General features: G+C 71.5%; 16 protein-coding genes and 1 pseudogene. 13 read left to right on the top strand and 4 right to left on the bottom strand.

Annotated features, from left to right (window positions below):
* Positions 1 to 7: 7 nt before the first annotated feature.
* From GXW83_RS34750 to GXW83_RS02510, 11 genes and pseudogenes are all read left to right on the top strand, one after another.
* Positions 8 to 262: pseudogene (locus tag GXW83_RS34750) on the top strand (DNA cytosine methyltransferase); the annotation flags it as partial.
* 336 nt (positions 263 to 598) lie between these two features.
* Entirely contained in the window at positions 599 to 895 is a 297-nt protein-coding gene (locus GXW83_RS33705) for a hypothetical protein (RefSeq protein ID WP_225447418.1), read from the top strand.
* Between the two features lie 92 nt (positions 896 to 987).
* Positions 988 to 1596, top strand: a complete 609-nt coding sequence (locus GXW83_RS02550; protein WP_182441245.1) for a DUF4913 domain-containing protein — start codon at positions 988 to 990, stop codon at positions 1594 to 1596.
* On the top strand, positions 1593 to 2354 hold the full coding sequence (locus GXW83_RS02545; protein WP_182441244.1) for a glycosyl hydrolase: 762 nt from the start codon (positions 1593 to 1595) through the stop codon (positions 2352 to 2354). The genes GXW83_RS02550 and GXW83_RS02545 overlap by 4 nt, the downstream gene beginning before the upstream one ends.
* A complete protein-coding gene (locus GXW83_RS02540; RefSeq protein WP_182441241.1) occupies positions 2351 to 2827 on the top strand; it encodes a hypothetical protein in 477 nt (158 codons plus the stop codon). The genes GXW83_RS02545 and GXW83_RS02540 overlap by 4 nt, the downstream gene beginning before the upstream one ends.
* Positions 2824 to 3492, top strand: coding sequence for a hypothetical protein (locus GXW83_RS02535; protein WP_182441240.1), 669 nt, complete (start codon positions 2824 to 2826; stop codon positions 3490 to 3492). Before GXW83_RS02540 ends, GXW83_RS02535 begins: the two co-directional genes overlap by 4 nt.
* The gene (locus GXW83_RS02530; RefSeq protein WP_182441239.1) at positions 3489 to 4103 is read left to right on the top strand and encodes a large ATP-binding protein; all 615 of its coding nucleotides are present in this window, start codon (positions 3489 to 3491) and stop codon (positions 4101 to 4103) included. Before GXW83_RS02535 ends, GXW83_RS02530 begins: the two co-directional genes overlap by 4 nt.
* A gap of 232 nt (positions 4104 to 4335) precedes the next feature.
* The gene (locus GXW83_RS02525; protein WP_182441238.1) at positions 4336 to 4878 is read left to right on the top strand and encodes a hypothetical protein; all 543 of its coding nucleotides are present in this window, start codon (positions 4336 to 4338) and stop codon (positions 4876 to 4878) included.
* Positions 4879 to 4933: 55 nt separating this feature from the next.
* Complete coding sequence (locus tag GXW83_RS02520) at positions 4934 to 5773, top strand: helix-turn-helix domain-containing protein (RefSeq protein WP_182441237.1); 840 nt, start codon at positions 4934 to 4936, stop codon at positions 5771 to 5773.
* A 144-nt stretch (positions 5774 to 5917) separates the two neighbouring features.
* Complete coding sequence (locus GXW83_RS02515; RefSeq protein WP_182441236.1) at positions 5918 to 6805, top strand: DUF317 domain-containing protein; 888 nt, start codon at positions 5918 to 5920, stop codon at positions 6803 to 6805.
* A gap of 455 nt (positions 6806 to 7260) precedes the next feature.
* On the top strand, positions 7261 to 8010 hold the full coding sequence (locus tag GXW83_RS02510) for a DUF4118 domain-containing protein (RefSeq protein WP_182441234.1): 750 nt from the start codon (positions 7261 to 7263) through the stop codon (positions 8008 to 8010).
* A gap of 150 nt (positions 8011 to 8160) precedes the next feature.
* Here GXW83_RS02510 and GXW83_RS34745 read toward each other — a convergent pair whose 3' ends face one another.
* Positions 8161 to 9594, bottom strand: a complete 1434-nt coding sequence (locus GXW83_RS34745) for an amino acid permease (protein WP_182441231.1) — start codon at positions 9592 to 9594, stop codon at positions 8161 to 8163.
* 326 nt (positions 9595 to 9920) lie between these two features.
* Between GXW83_RS34745 and GXW83_RS02500 the strand changes: the two genes are divergently transcribed.
* A complete protein-coding gene (locus GXW83_RS02500; protein ID WP_182441229.1) occupies positions 9921 to 10391 on the top strand; it encodes an STAS domain-containing protein in 471 nt (156 codons plus the stop codon).
* A gap of 86 nt (positions 10392 to 10477) precedes the next feature.
* The gene (locus GXW83_RS02495; protein WP_182441228.1) at positions 10478 to 10714 is read left to right on the top strand and encodes a hypothetical protein; all 237 of its coding nucleotides are present in this window, start codon (positions 10478 to 10480) and stop codon (positions 10712 to 10714) included.
* A gap of 186 nt (positions 10715 to 10900) precedes the next feature.
* Here GXW83_RS02495 and GXW83_RS02490 read toward each other — a convergent pair whose 3' ends face one another.
* The 3 genes from GXW83_RS02490 to GXW83_RS02480 form a co-directional block, all read right to left on the bottom strand.
* Positions 10901 to 11068, bottom strand: coding sequence for a hypothetical protein (locus GXW83_RS02490; protein ID WP_182441227.1), 168 nt, complete (start codon positions 11066 to 11068; stop codon positions 10901 to 10903).
* Positions 11069 to 11182: 114 nt separating this feature from the next.
* A complete protein-coding gene (locus GXW83_RS02485; RefSeq protein ID WP_182441226.1) occupies positions 11183 to 12739 on the bottom strand; it encodes a Na+/H+ antiporter in 1557 nt (518 codons plus the stop codon).
* A 145-nt stretch (positions 12740 to 12884) separates the two neighbouring features.
* Positions 12885 to 13154 carry a hypothetical protein gene (locus GXW83_RS02480; RefSeq protein WP_182441225.1) on the bottom strand — a complete coding sequence of 90 codons (270 nt, stop codon included), beginning with the start codon at positions 13152 to 13154 and terminating at the stop codon, positions 12885 to 12887.
* Between the last annotated feature and the right edge of the window lie 188 nt (positions 13155 to 13342).

Raw genomic sequence — 13342 nt, 5'->3', positions numbered from 1 at the left:
CTCGGGGCTGTGGCTGCACGTCGCCCGTGCAGTCGAGGCCCTCCGACCCTGCTTGGTTGTGATCAAGAATGTGCGCGGCCTCCTCACCTCACCCGCCGGTTCCCCTGGCGACGTGGAACCCTGCCCGTGGTGTCTGGGAGACACCCCAGGTCAGCCTCCTCTGCGGGCACTCGGTGCCGTACTCGGATCCCTGGCCGACCTCGGGTACGACGCACGCTGGCTCGTGCTTCGCGCCTCCGACATCGGAGCCCCGCACCGCCGCGAGCGCACCTTCCTCACCGCCTGGCCCGCCGGGCACCCTGCTCAAGACACCGACTTCCAACATCGGCAGGAACGGCGGATCCCAGCACCCGGCGAAGCGGAAGAGCGGGGGCCACGGCCCGAACCTGGCCGACGAGGTGGAATGGCTGCTGCCGACTCCGAAGGCGTCGGACGGGATCAAGGGCTCCCCCAACCAGCGGCACGGCAACGGGGACATGACCCTGCCCAGCGCGGCGGCCTCCCTGCTGCCCACCCCGAGGGCCTCCGACACCGGCACCCCGGGCCGCCGCCCCGGCAAGGGCTGGCGACCGCCCCTGTCGGCAGTGGTCCTGCCGCTGTGGACGCAGACCGAGGAACGGACGGGCGATGGGGGCCCTACGCCGCCGCCATCACCCGCTGGGAGACGCTCACCCGCCCCGCGCCGCCGCCTACCGACGCGGCCGGACGGCTGCGCGCCGACTTCGTGGAGTGGATGCAGGGCCTCGAACCCGGCTGGGTGACCGCCACCCCCGGGCTCGGCCGACCCGCCCAGCTCACCGCGCTCGGCAACGGCGTCGTCCCCCAACAGGCCACCCGAGCAGTGCAGTTGCTGACGCCACCCTTCCCCCGCTGCCCTCGCTGCACGGCGCCGTAGCGCCCCACTACCGGAATTTCCCGGCACGGCCAAATCGCGGATTCTCCGGATCCTCTCCCTATGTCGCCGTCCCACAGATGGAGCAAGCCCCCATGTCCGACCCCAGCAAGACCACCCCCGCCATCGAGCCCTTCCGCGTTCCGGACGGGGATCTCGACGACCTCGCCAGCACCCTCGCCAAGACCATGGCCGAGGTCAGGCAGCACGGCGTCATCCTCGACCGCCTCGGCTCCGAGCCCACTCCCGTGGCCGCGGACCCCCAGCCGACCGGCTCTACCACCTCGCCCGACGGGGAAGCAGAGCCCGAGCAGGACTCCGGCCCCACCTCGGTGTTCATCCTCGCCCTGGGCGGCGAGGCGTACGCCGTCGAACTGGCCGCGCTCAGCGACTGGGTGAACTACCTCTTCCTGCCCGTGTACGGCCGGGAGATCAGCACCATCCGCCCGTGGTGCACCCAGTGGCACGAGCACCCCGAGGCCGTGGCCCGGCTGCACGCCCTGTGGCTCGCCTGGCAGCAGCTCACCGACGCCGAGGCCGGCCTGTCCGGTCCCTCGACGTGGCACCGCGACCACCTGGACCAGGCCCTGGTCCACCTCCGCGCCCCCGACGGCCCCTTCGCCGCGTGCACCACCAGCCCGACCCGGCCCAACCACCGCGTGCTGGCCACCCCCGCACCCGAGCAGTTCGGAGTGACGGCATGAACAACGAACCCGACTTCCGGCTCGACGGTCTCATGCCTGGCGACGAGGAATCCGAATTCGCGGAGAGCATGATGTGGCCCGGCGATCTGACCCTGGTGGCCGAGCACCACACCACCCCGAACGGCTCGCACAGCTTCTTCGTAGTCCACGACCGTTCGATGACCTGGGGCGTGCCCGGTAGTCCCCAGCTCGTCGCCGTCAAGATCGCCCGGGACCTCGATGCCCGGACCTTCACCGTCGAGTCCGAGAACCACGCCGCGCTGGGCTTCGCCCAGAACTGGCTCATAGAACGCGGCTGCCCGCCCGGTCCGATCACACGGCTCAGCAGCGACTTCGTGCAACCGGCGGACGACCAGACCATCCGCGTCGAGCAGCAGATCCGCAACTCGGGGGACCGATACAAGGTCCTGGACACCCTGACCAGCGACGGCTACCCCTACGAGACGTGGACGATGGTCCGCGACTCCCTCGCCTCCCAAGACCCGATCCGCGTCTTCCTGGAAGAAGCGGACCTGGCCGCCGACTCCTACACCGTGCGTGAAGGGGCCTTTCCCGACGAGGACGCAGCACTTCAGTGGCTGGACGACCGCGACACTCCCCTGCCGGAGCCGCCGGAATACCGCGGTGATCCCGCTGTCCTGCGGACCCGCGCAGCTCTCGCCCGCTCTGCCGGCTCCACCACAAGCCCCGGCACCGGACCCAGCGTAGAAGCCCCCGCCAGCGTCCCTGCCCGGCCGACCCCCGGCAGGTCGATGTGAGCCGCGCCCGTTTCGCCTTCGCCGCCCACCCGGACGCCATCGCGGACCTGCGGGAACTCCCCGACAAGATCCGTGACTTGGCACTGTTGGAGCTGCAGAACCTGGTCCACGGAAGCGACGACTGCCTACCGCTGAAAGGCCGACTCGCAGGGTTCCACAAGGTCTACGTCGACCCGTCCGTCTCCTACCGCATGGTCATCCAGTTCCGCCCGGCCCCGCCCACCTCGACCCACAAGCGCGAGATCTACCTCGTCGCCGCCGGCAGCCGGAAGGACTACGCGGTCTACAACTCGGCCCACCTGCGCACCGGCCCCCACCCGGACACCGAACCGGAGTCCGCCACCGAGGCGCGCGTGCAGGCCGCCCGGTCCCGGTCCCCCCGCACTGCCGCCCAGACGGCAGCCGCCCCCGCCACTGCGCCAGCAGCACCCCAGCCCTCCGCTTCCGCTTCCCGAAAGGCTCCCCAACGATGAACGCCAACCGCGCCCCCCTGCCCCGCACCGAACTGGCCGACCTCCTGGCCAACGCCGCGCAGAGCGTCTCCGGGATCCTCACCGCCGAATACCCGACGCCCCCCAGCCGCTCCTACCTGCACCCCGTGCTGGGAGCACTGTCCGCAGGCCCCCGGGTGGTCGGCGAGTTGAACGAGCGGCTCGAAGGGTTCGTGGCCGACGAGCCGCTCCCCGCCACGCCAGCAGGACTGTTCACCCTGGCCTCCTACGCCTCCGCGCTGGGATGGCTCACCGAGTCGCTCGCCGAGCTGACCACCTCGGTCGACCAGATCTGCACCCGCGTGGGCATCCCCACGAACCCGCCGGACACAGCCCTTGCCGCACCCGCCGTCGCACACGAGGGCGACGAGCTCGACTTCGACTTCAGCGCGCCGGAGCTGGCGGCCATCCGCATCGCCGCCGAGGCCGCCAGTCTCCCGCCCGGCGACTACGTCGCGGTGCTCTCCCAGTCCCTGCTCGCCGCCTCCCGGATCACCGACGCCTGCATGGAGATCTCCAGCGGCCTCCTCGAAGACGCCACATACGTCCTCGCTGAAGCGACCGACCACGTCTGGATCAGCGACGGCCCCAACAGCCTGCCCACCCTGGTCCGTTCGCTGCTCGCGCGGATGGAGGCAGCCGAATGAACCCCCACGACGCGGCGCAGCGGCCCGGCGCCCACCTGGTCGCCGAGGAGTTCGGCGTCGAGGACCCCTGGGCGCTCAGCGACAACCACCCGCTGCGCGACCCGCTCGACCTCGTCGGCCGGATGGTCGCCGAAGCCGCCCGCGATGTCGACGAACTGCACGGCGAACTCACCCGCGCCGCCCAATCCGCCATCAAGCTGCTCGCGCCCGTTGCCGAAGGCGCCCACGCCGGCATGCGCGGCTGGGACGGCATCCTGCGGACCACCGGGCCCCAGATCGAGCTGCTCGTCGCACGCCGGGGAGCGGCCTACGAGCAGCTCGACCGCGCCATCGCCGCCTACCGCCGCCTCCTGCCCGAAGCAGACGCCGCCCAGCCCTCGAAGGCATCGACCCAAAACCTGGGAGAGGAGCAGGCCCCGGGCCGGGACGACGACTGGGCCATCGCGGGGGATCGCCAACTCCGAGCCCTCGAAGCCGTCGAGGCCGGCGGGCTGCGATTCCACCAGAGCACGGTCTACGGCTACATCTACGTCTCCGACGGACGGGGCCAGCAGACGGCGGTCTGGCCCGAAACCGTCCGACGCCTGGTCGCCGACGGGCTACTGGACTAGGACCCGAGCGAGAGCCTGTACCGGCCCGGCCAGCTCCTCTCGCTCACCGAGAAGGGTGAGGCCGCGCTGCGCGAGGCACGACCGGCCTCGCCGCGTGTGTCCGCCGCCCTCAACCGCAGCAGCAACGCTGCCCCGGTCTCCAGTGCCGCCGCCGCTCCCGCTGTCGCACCTTCCGCCGGCGCGACCACCGCACCTGCCCGATCCCGCTGATTCCTCAGAAAGGACTTCCCTCATGTCAACCGCGACCTACACCCGCCGCCTCGTCGAGCACCGGTACGGACGCCCGCTGGAGGAACTCCAGCGCGGCAACCCCTGCGGCGGCCCCCAGGACCCTGTCCTGCCCATCGTGCTGCGACGGCTCGGCGGCCTCGCGCAGACCGACGCTGCGACCCGGGCTGCCCGCCGCAGCCTCGACGCGGCCTGGCAGCGGTGCCGCTCCGGCGACCACGCCCTCGACGACCTCGTGCTGCTGCACGCGAGCGAAGTGGTCGACCTCGAACGCCAGGAGCAGGCCGAGGCCGAGGCGGTCTGGGACCTGCTCGATGTCCGGCTCCTACTGGACCGGCCCTCCGCTCAGCGGCCCCCAGCCCGGCGAGCGACCCCGGACTCCGGCGATCGGGACCTGCTGGCCGTCGCCCGCGAGGTCACCGCCGACCTGTGCCGACTCAACCGCGACGCCCTGCGCCGGGGCCTGCGCGACCGGGGCATTCACGTCAGCAACCGCCGCCTGGGCGCCGTGCTCCGGAGCCTCCGCGCCGAGAGCACAACTTACTGACCCTCGGTCCCGCCACCCGCCTCGAAACCACCATCCCCCCAACGGAGTTCACCCCATGTCCACCCCCATACAGCCCGCTGCCTCCCCGATCAGCTCGGTCGACGCCCAGCGTGTCGAGGACGCACTGTCCCTGATAGCACCGAAGTGGACCGCCTGGTCGGCGCAGACCCTGGCCCAGCAGGGCGGCCCCATGCGTGTGCGTGATGTCGCCGCCCGGCTCCCCTTCGTCAGCGAGCAGCTCGTCAGCAAGCGGCTGGCCCAGATGCACGCTGACGAGCTCGTCGCCCGAACCGACGACAGCCACGGCGCTCCCTACCAGCTCAGCGCCTTCGGTGAATCGCTGGGCCCGGTCCACCGTGCCCTGTCCGACTGGTCGCAGAGCAGCTTGGCGCTGGGCCAGGTGGCCGGGGCCGAGCGCGTCGAGGATGCCGTGCGTCGTCTGCACCTTCGTCATTCGACCGCCGTGGTCCAGGTCCTCAATGCGGGACCGATGCGGTTCAGCCACATCGCGGCGCAGGCCGGGCTGGACAACGGCTTCACCCGCCTGCGGCTCAACCGCCTTCAGCTCGACGGCCTGGTCACCCGGACCGGATCGCGCCACGGCGCCCCCTACGTCCTGACCGACGCCGGGCGGGCGCTCGGCCCGGTCTACGCGGCGGTCGAGCACTGGAGCAACCCCGTCGCCGTGCAGCGGCGCCCCTCGCCCCCGGCTCCCACCGCTGCGGCCACCCGCACCCGTACCGGTGTCCCGCTGGGTTCGGACGGCATCCGCACCGCGGCGGCCCTGCGCCGCAGCGCCGCCGCGCCGAGCGCCCTGTTCAGCCACTCGCCGCAGCCGCAGCCGCGGGTGCCGGCGGCTGTCACCGCCCGGTCCGCGCCCGCCCGGGTCCGGTGACCGACGTGTCGTCGAGCACCAGATTCGCTTGCCCGCCGTCCGTTCGGCTGCCTGCCGACGCCGTGTTCGGCCTCTGGCCCCGTACCCGGCCACACCGCCACCGGCCGTCCCTCATCGCCCCGTCACCCCTGTTTGGATCCCGAAATGTCAACCGACTGGACCGACCCGAAGTGGGACGAGTACCACGTCAGCCCCCGCTACCTGGCAGGCAGCAGCTACGCCGGCGACGCGGGCTTCGCCCCGGTCCAACGCCTGGGCTGGCCGCACCAGGTGGACGACCTGGGCAGCTACATCGTCAGCTCGCCGGACTCCCGCATCCAGATCGGGTTCTTCGGCGACGACTACGACCTGTGGCGCATCGCCGCCTACGAGCGCCCCCTGGCAGCACCGGCGTGGACCGCTGTCTTCAACCAGAACTTCCCGCCCGAGATCGTGGCCGGTCTGACCAACGCCCTCGCGCAGGAATGGGCGTGGGACTCCGACCGCTTCCTGACCGCGCCGAGGACCGGCTACGCGGAGGTGGGCAGGACGCTGAAGGCGGCAGGCTGGCAGCGCGACGGCGGAGCAGAGCTGGGCACCGTGGAACTACTGGCGCCCGACAGGGAGGCCGGGCTGCTGCTCGATCCCCGCAGCAGCAACCGCGATCCGCTCTGGACCCTGTGGGCCGGGCCACCAGGGTGGGGCACCCGGGCGGAGGCGACCTTCACCAGCAGCACGCCGGTCCACCTGGTGGCCGCGACTGCGGCGGCGATGGCCGACCCCGCTCCCGTCGTGCGTGAACGCCACATGATCCACGCGGAGGTCGTCCACCTGATCCGCCTCACCCCGGTCGCGCCGCTCCAGCCCCCGGTCCCCAAAACGCCGACTCCCCGCGACGCCCGTCAGGCATCCGTCACCGCCGCCATCCAGCGAGCCACGGTCGCCCGCGCCCGCTCCACCGTGCGCCCCGCCAAGTCCGCCTCTGCGGCTTGGGAGGCACCGGCCAACCACCCTGCGCGCGCGGCGGCCGGCACGGCTCGTCCGCGCCGATGATCGGGAGTCTTCCCCGACCAAGACGCTGAACTGCAACGATGCGGCGACATGATCACTGGGCTGCAAAAATCACTCTCCCCGGATCTCCTCATTGCCCATCACTTCTCATCCTCATACGGGCGAAATCCGGGTGCTCCAGCCGATCTCCCGGGCGTCGCCTGTCGGCTGCCGGGCAGCCCCACCCAACCTATCTAACCGCCGCGCAGTTCCGTTCCCGCAGGGCGCTCAGATCGGAGAGGGCCAAGATCGACGCCCAGCGGCACGGGGCCTGACCGCGGCAACTGAGCCGACGAACACTCGGGGACCCAGGACTGGTGTATTCCTTTGCGTGATCGGCCGGTGCGGACGGCGTGGATGCCTGCGCGGCCTCTGCCGCAAGGGTTGCGTTAACGACGTGTCCTGCCGCTTGTGGGCGGTGACCGTCCTGTCTATACCTGGACGCTAGGAGGTGCGTGATGCGCCAGTACGTCTCTCGTGGTCCGGTCTCCTTGCTGGTGGCGGTGTTGGCGCCGCTGCTGCTCGCGGTGGTGCTGTTGCCGTGGCGCGGCCATCTGGCCAACACGAACGTGGCGCTGCTGTTGGTCGTGGTGGTGGTCGCAGTGGCTGCTTTGGGGCACCGGCTGGCCGGGGCGCTCGCTGCGCTGAGCGCGGCGGTGTGGTTCGACTTCTTCTTCACTCTCCCCTATGAGCGGCTGACGATCAGCGATTCCTCTGACGTCACCACGGCCGTGTTGTTGCTGCTTGTCGGGCTGGCGGTTTCCCAGTTGGCGGCTCGTGCGCGCCGGTTCCAGGTGATCGCGGTCACCGATGCCGGGTATCTGGGTCGGATCCACGACACCGCCGCGCTCGCGCACTCCGGTGCGTCGGCGCATGCCGTGGCCGAGCATGTGCGGGCTGAGCTGGTCGACCTGCTGGAGCTGCATGGTTGTCGCTTCGAGTACGGCACGCTCATGGGGAACCCGCCGCGTCTGGAGCACGACGGTTCGGTGATGGTGGGGCGCAAGCGCTGGGATGCGGACCGGCTCGGACTTCCCGACGAGATGGAGCTGCGCGTGTTCGGCAGCAGCGGATACGTCGGCCGGTTCATGCTCGACTCCACGCCGGGCACGATGCCCTCCGCCCAGGCCCGGCTGGTGGCGGTCACCCTGGCAGAGCAGGCGAGTTCGGCTCTGGACTCGGCAATGCGGCCGGTGCAGGCGGCCTGAGCGCCAGCGGGCTGGCGTGCTAGAGCAACCTCCGGGGGTGCCATTCAGCGGCATGGTGGTTGCTCTCGGGGGACCTCCGCGAAGAGCGGTGGTCGCGGCCGACCTAGTAGCGGTGCCCGGGGGTTCACTGTCGCGGGTGTGAGGACGCGGTCAGGTGGGCCGGTGGGCCGCGTCCGTGGACTGGGCTTGGCCGGGGGTGGCTTCGGCGTTGGCGGCGGCGTTGCGGATGCCGCGGGGGCGGCCTGCTCTGATCCAGAGCCGGTGCAGGATCGCGGCGATGAACAGGGCGGCGGCCAGGGAGGCGAGGGGTTCGCCGCGGGCGAGGTTGACGGCGAGGGTGAAGGCGACGGCGAGTGCACCGACGGCGTTCAGGGCCAGGTGCCCGTGGTGGTGTTCGCGGGCGGCGAAGCGGGCCATGGCGAGCAGGCCGGCCAGGAAGGCCATGAAGACGGAGACGGCGTAGAACAGGACCAGGCGTTGGTCCTGGCCGCCGGCGGCGGTGATGACCGCGGCGGAGGCGAGGAGGAAGGCCAGGACGCCCCAGTAGGGGGTGTGGTGGCGGTTGGTGGTGCCCCAGGGGGTGGGCAGGATGCCGGTGTCTCCGTCTTGGTCGTGGTGGCGGGCGAGGGCTTTGAGTAGGCCGGGTCCGGCTTGGAAGGAGGAGGACGCGGCGGACAGCAGCAGCAGTGCGGTGGCGAGTTGGAAGATTGCGTAGAGGGCTTTGGGGGCGGCGCGTTGGGCGAGGTCGGCGATCTGGGTGCTGTCGGGGGCGGGGATGCCGATGCGCAGATGGACGGCTTCGGCGGTCATTCCCAGAGTGATGGTGCCGACGATCACCAGGGTGAGCCACAGGGTGGTGCGGCCGAAGCGGCGGCGGCCCTTGTCGTCGAGCTGTCCCAGTTGGGCGATGGCGGAGGAGGGGGCTTCGACGCCGGTGGCCAGGGCCATGGCGACGGGGAAGGCCAGGGCGACGGCAAGCGGCGCCCAGTGTCCGGGGGTGTGGGTGGTGGTGCCGCTGGGGTGGACGGGGGCGTTTAGGCCGTCGATCAGGACCAGGGTGGTGACGGCGATGAAGGCCAGGGTCATGGCCGCGAACACCGCGCGTCCCAGGTGTCCGAACCAGGTCAGCCCGGCCACGGCGGCGGTCAGAGCCAGGGCCAGGGGGATGCGCCAGGGTGCGGCGGCGGGCAGGTAGGCGATGATCGCGGAGGCTCCGGCGGCCGAGCTGATGGCGATGGTCAGGACGAAGTCGACGATCAGTGCGCCGATCGGCACGAACGCCCAGGCTTCCCCGAACGCCTCGCCGGCGGCCGCCGCGGCCCCGCCGCCGCCCGGGTAGCGGGCGACCAGCTGGTGGTAGTTGACGATGACCAGCCCGATCAGGGCGACGACCAGGCCCATGGTGGGCAGCAGCAGGTCCAGGTCCCCATGCAGGGCCCGCAGGGCGGCCTCGATGGCGTAGGCGACCGAGGACACCGGGTCGGCCATCACGGCGAACGCGAACGCGACCAGCAGCACCGGCCGGGTGTGCAGCCAGCCACGGGTACCGCCAGGGACTGCGGGATGCTGGTGGTCGGGACTCATGGGCGTGGGCCTTCCTGGTCCGCTGCGGGCATGACTGCCTGTATCGCCGACCAGACTTCCCGGCACACCAGGCTGGGACCTTATCCGTTCCTTGACGCCGCGTCTGCACCATCCGCTCGACGCGCCGCCTGTACCCCGGTGACGGTGGAAGGCGGCGGGCGCTGGCACGCACCCCGATTCCATTGCATAATGCAAGGTGATTGGGTACGGCCGCATCCGCGCCACCCCCTTGCCGATCTCTCGGCCCGGCTGGCGTCGATGCGGTCGCGACTCCAGCGCGGGGCAGGTCGCCGATATGTCCGCGTTGGACGCTGGAAGGGAGCGGTGTGTCCCGAGCACAGGTCGGTTCCGGCGCGGTGCAGGGCTGGCAGTGGGTGCGCGTCAGCGGCGAACTGGATGTGGAGTCGACCGCAGAGGTCCGGCAGGCGCTGCACGCCCCGGTCGACGACGGCTGCCGCCGGATGGTGGTGGATCTGCGAGCGCTGACGTTCTGCGACTCCTCCGGAGCAAGTCTGCTGCTCGGACTGCGGCGCGCCATGCTCGGGCAACGCGGTGCGGTGCACCTGGTCCTGCCCGCTGTCGGTACCGGGGCAAGGCGGGTCTTCGGGATCTGGGGCCTGGACGGTGCCTTCCCCTCTTTCGAGACCCTTGCCGACGCCCTGCCCGCGGACGCCGTGCCGACCCCCGCCCCGGCAAGCCCCGGCGCGGCCTGGAGCACCGGCCGGGGCTCGCTCCTCCGGGAAGAAACGGCGGTGATGGCTGAGCCGCGCTGCCCGGACCAGGGAGCGGGTGCCTGATGTGGTGGGACCGGGTCCGCCACGGGCCGTCGGTGCGCACGGCGTCCCGCCACGGTGACACAGCCCGGATTGTGCTGCGCGGCGGTGTGGAGGAGCACGCATCGGCCCGGTTGCAGGAGACCATGGACGAGCTGCGGGCGCAGGGTTACCGCACGATGGAGGTGGACCTCACTGCGGTCACGTATCTGAGCCGCGATGCGGTGTGGGTGCTCCTGGACCATGTGCGCGAGGCGGGGGCCCTGGACGCGCTGCGCCTGCTGGGGGCGTCCGGGCAGCCGGAGTACGCCCTGCGCCAGACCGGCATGAGCAGGACCCTGCACTGACCCGGCCGGCTCCGGCGCGTATCGCTCCAGGGCAGACCTGCGATCCCGGCCGACAGCAGCACAGGTCAGGGCGTCGGTCCGAGTTGAGGTCCGCGAGCCCTGCGACCGATGTCTTGCGAGTCCAGGCCACCCACAGGTCCGGCGTGATCACCCGCCACCTGGTGAACCGCATTGCGGAGGCAGGGCTCACGAGCGCTTGAGGAACCTCAAGTAGAACGCGGCGAACACCAGGACGATGCCGACGTTCACCATCAACCGCTCCCAGAACCGATGCCTGAAGAACAGAACATCCACGCCGACCACGACGGCTACCATCGCGAGCACGCAGAGCACGGCCACTGCCTGTCTTCCCATCCTCCCTTTCTACTACGTGCGGTCGCGGCGGGAGTGGCGCCGGAGCGACACAGCCTCGGTGCCAGGATCCAGCACACGGCCGATCCTGACGGCTGGCATGGTGGAAGCCCTGTTTCAGGTGCCGCCCATGGCGGCGTCCTCCAGGTCCAGGTCGTGCTGGAGGTTGCGGCGGGTGGTGTCGCTGACCTGGTGCTCCTCGTACAGGCGGCGCAGTTCGTCGACCTGGAGGGCGATGACCTCGCGACGCAGGCCGCGGTAGGCGGCCAGCTGCTCGGCGCTGTCGGGAACCGCGTCGGCGGGGGTGTCCTGATCATGGTCCAGGCGGGCGGTCAGGGCGGTGCGGACGCGGCTGACGGCGGCCTGGGGCACCGATTCCAGATCGGTGAGCTGGTCCAGGTACTCCAGGCCGGTGCGGGCCAGGCGGTCGCGGGTGCGGGCCTGCTCGCGCGCGGTGTGCTCGGGTTCGACCGCCAGGCCGGAGCGTTTGACCACCCCGGCCAGGCTCAGGCCCTGGACCACCAGGGTGAAGACCACCACGGCGGTGGTCAGGACCAGGACCAGTGGGCGGCCGGGCAGCGGGCGGCCGTCGTCGGCGACCAGCGGGATCGACAGGGCGGCGGCCAGGGGCATGACGCCACGGGTTCCGGCCCAGGTCAAGACCCCCGCCACGCGCAGGGAGGGTCCCTGGCCGGGTTTGACGGCCGCCGACAGCGGCAGCATCCAGGCGCTGCGCAGGGCGATCAGCACGGCGGCGATCGCTGCGGCCTGCAGCGGCCACAGGCCACTGGCACCGGGCAGTTCGCGGACCAGGGCGGGCAGTTCCAGGCCGACGATGCTGAACACCACGCTCTCCAGGCCGAAGACCACCACCGAGTACACGGCGCCCAGTTGCAGGCGGATGCGGGCGTCGGTGAGCCGGTGGCCGGAGCGGCCCAGCAGCACCCCGGCGACCACCACCGCGGTGACGCCGGAGGCGTGGACGCTCTCGGCTGCGACGTAGGCGCCGTAGGGGGTGATCAGGGCGATCACGGTCTCCAGGACCGGGTCGGTGGTGCGGCGGCGCACCAGCACCACCACCCCGGCAATCGCGGCGCCGATGGCGCATCCGCCGCCGGCCAGCAGCAGGAACTCGCCGCCCGCGCCCTGCCACCCCACAGTGCCCGACGCCACGGCGAAGCTGAGGGCGACCTTGAACAGCACCAGCGAGGTGGCGTCGTTGAACAGGCTCTCGGCCTGCACCAGCACCTGCACCCGGCCCGGCAGGGAGAGCCTACGCCCCAGGGCGGTCACCGCGACCGGGTCGGTGCTGGCCAGGACCGCACCCAGGACGAACGCCATCGAGGCGCTGAGCGGGGTCAGCACCTTCGCCAGCACGCCGACAGCGGCGGCCGAGGCCAGGACCAGGCCGACCGCCAGCACGGTGACCGGCCGCCACACCGTGCGCAGGTCGCGCAGGGACAGTTCCTCGGCCGAGGCGTAGAGCAGCGGCGGGAGTACGACCAGGCCGATGGTCTGCGGGGCGATGTGCAGGGCCGGGGTGCCGGGTATCAGGGCCACCGCCACTCCGGCCAGGACCAGCAGCGAGGGAGCGGGGACGCGCCAGCGCTGGGCCCCGGTGGCCACGGTCGTGCCCAGCACCACCAGGAACAGGACGAGAGCTACCGCGTGCATGTGTCGACACCTATGTCCGCTACCGGGGGCGCCCGCGCACAACGCGTCAGGCCGTCCCCCGCGCCGACCAGACTTCCCGGCACACCAGCAACCACTTTATCAATCTTTTAACACCATTCAGGAGCGCTCGCGGGGCACGGAGTGGTCACGCCCAGCCGGGCAGGGCGAGTCCGGCGTAGGCGGTGGGGTTGATCTGGGCCTCGCCAGCGGCGTCGGCGAACGCCTGCATTGCCTGGACCATCGCACCCCGGTGCTCGGGCGGCATGGCGGCGACGACCTTGGTGATCTCGGTCTGGCGGCGCTCGGTCACCTTGTGCACTACCCGGCGCCCGGCCTCGGTGGCCACCAGCCGGACCGCCCCGGTCCTCGGGGTCGGCGGTGCGCTCGACCGTACCGCGCTGAGGCGGTCGACCATTCCCGACCCGGCCGGGGTAGGCGGGAGTGAGTCGCCATTGCCGGATCCGCCCAGAAGTGGCTCCGCACTGGCCGGGCTGACCGTCGAGTCGAGTTGCCGGGAGGGGTGCTTGAACGCAGGATTGGAAACCATGAGTAGTCGAGAAGTGACGCACGGTCCGTGCTGCTGAGATTCGGCGGCCGCAGTGG

The sequence above is a fragment of the Streptacidiphilus sp. PB12-B1b genome (assembly GCF_014084125.1).
In the GTDB taxonomy this organism is placed as follows: Bacteria; Actinomycetota; Actinomycetes; order Streptomycetales; family Streptomycetaceae; genus Streptacidiphilus.
Note: the sequence above shows the minus strand (reverse complement) of the source record. Positions and strands in the feature narration are given on the sequence as shown.

Coding starts and splice junctions, on each gene's coding strand:
- GXW83_RS02485 (WP_182441226.1), bottom strand. CDS start 12,739: ATGCACGCGGTAGCTCTCGTCCTGTTCCTGGTGGTGCTGGGCACGACC.
- GXW83_RS02490 (WP_182441227.1), bottom strand. CDS start 11,068: ATGGGAAGACAGGCAGTGGCCGTGCTCTGCGTGCTCGCGATGGTAGCC.
- GXW83_RS02510 (WP_182441234.1), top strand. CDS start 7,261: ATGCGCCAGTACGTCTCTCGTGGTCCGGTCTCCTTGCTGGTGGCGGTG.
- GXW83_RS02545 (WP_182441244.1), top strand. CDS start 1,593: ATGAACAACGAACCCGACTTCCGGCTCGACGGTCTCATGCCTGGCGAC.
- GXW83_RS02530 (WP_182441239.1), top strand. CDS start 3,489: ATGAACCCCCACGACGCGGCGCAGCGGCCCGGCGCCCACCTGGTCGCC.
- GXW83_RS02520 (WP_182441237.1), top strand. CDS start 4,934: ATGTCCACCCCCATACAGCCCGCTGCCTCCCCGATCAGCTCGGTCGAC.
- GXW83_RS02550 (WP_182441245.1), top strand. CDS start 988: ATGTCCGACCCCAGCAAGACCACCCCCGCCATCGAGCCCTTCCGCGTT.
- GXW83_RS34745 (WP_182441231.1), bottom strand. CDS start 9,594: ATGAGTCCCGACCACCAGCATCCCGCAGTCCCTGGCGGTACCCGTGGC.
- GXW83_RS02515 (WP_182441236.1), top strand. CDS start 5,918: ATGTCAACCGACTGGACCGACCCGAAGTGGGACGAGTACCACGTCAGC.
- GXW83_RS02525 (WP_182441238.1), top strand. CDS start 4,336: ATGTCAACCGCGACCTACACCCGCCGCCTCGTCGAGCACCGGTACGGA.
- GXW83_RS02535 (WP_182441240.1), top strand. CDS start 2,824: ATGAACGCCAACCGCGCCCCCCTGCCCCGCACCGAACTGGCCGACCTC.
- GXW83_RS02480 (WP_182441225.1), bottom strand. CDS start 13,154: ATGGTCGACCGCCTCAGCGCGGTACGGTCGAGCGCACCGCCGACCCCG.